The sequence below is a fragment of the Oleiphilus sp. HI0086 genome (genome assembly GCF_001635225.1).
This window is the reverse complement of record NZ_LWFZ01000052.1, coordinates 1-784: the sequence shown is the minus strand read 5'-3', so window position 1 is coordinate 784 and position 784 is coordinate 1. Positions and strand designations below refer to the sequence as shown.

The following is a 784-nucleotide window of genomic DNA, read 5'->3' as shown; positions in this document are numbered from 1 at the left end:
CTTCTTTGAAAGTTCTCCAGCGATCTCTAGCCAGGATAGAGACTCTTTCTTCATGACTGACAACACTTGAGCGGAGGGTGTTAGATCTGGTGTATCGAGTTTAGCTAGCTGTTCCTTTAGTGCCGACTTATAACGTTGGTCGCTCGTTGCCTGGTCTAGTACTTCGGCAAGACCTTGCATGCCTTTTAGAAGCTCAAGCCCCCAGCTACTTAGCGTTCGCTTTTGTGATTGGTCGGTGAGTTCAAGTCCTGGTCTTCTACCTTCATTGACGACCAGGTCAAAGTTACTATCGAGATATTCACATTCCTTATCGCCAATTACCGGAGAGTCCTGGAGTAAGCAAAAGCTCAGGAATATATCCATAAAGTCGACCTGTCTGTCAGAAATTCCCAATGGTAAAAATGGGTTCAAATCCAGGCAGCGTACCTCGATATATTCGACTCCGCGTTCGTTGAGTGCATGCCGTGGCGTTTCGCCTGACAGTGCACTGCGCTTTGGTCGGATTGAGCTGTAATATTCGTTCTCGATTTGCAGAATATTCGTATTGATCTGAAGGTAAGCGTCACCTTTCTTTAGCCCAAGCTCTTGGTATGGCGGGTAAGAAGTGTTAATGGCATCGCCAAGTGTATGGGTGAAGTTTTCCAGGCTGTTAAAGCAGATATTTAGCGATGATTGGGCGTTGTTGTGATAGCCGAGGTCTCCCATTCTGAGCGAGGTAGCATAAGGCTTATACAGCGTGCCCTTATCATCAAATGATTCGAGGCAGTGATTTTGGCCAGCGACA

1 pseudogene is annotated in these 784 nt (G+C 46.8%); it reads right to left on the bottom strand.

What is annotated here, in order from left to right:
* Positions 1 to 784, bottom strand: a pseudogene (locus tag A3756_RS00845) (glutamate--cysteine ligase); the annotation flags it as partial.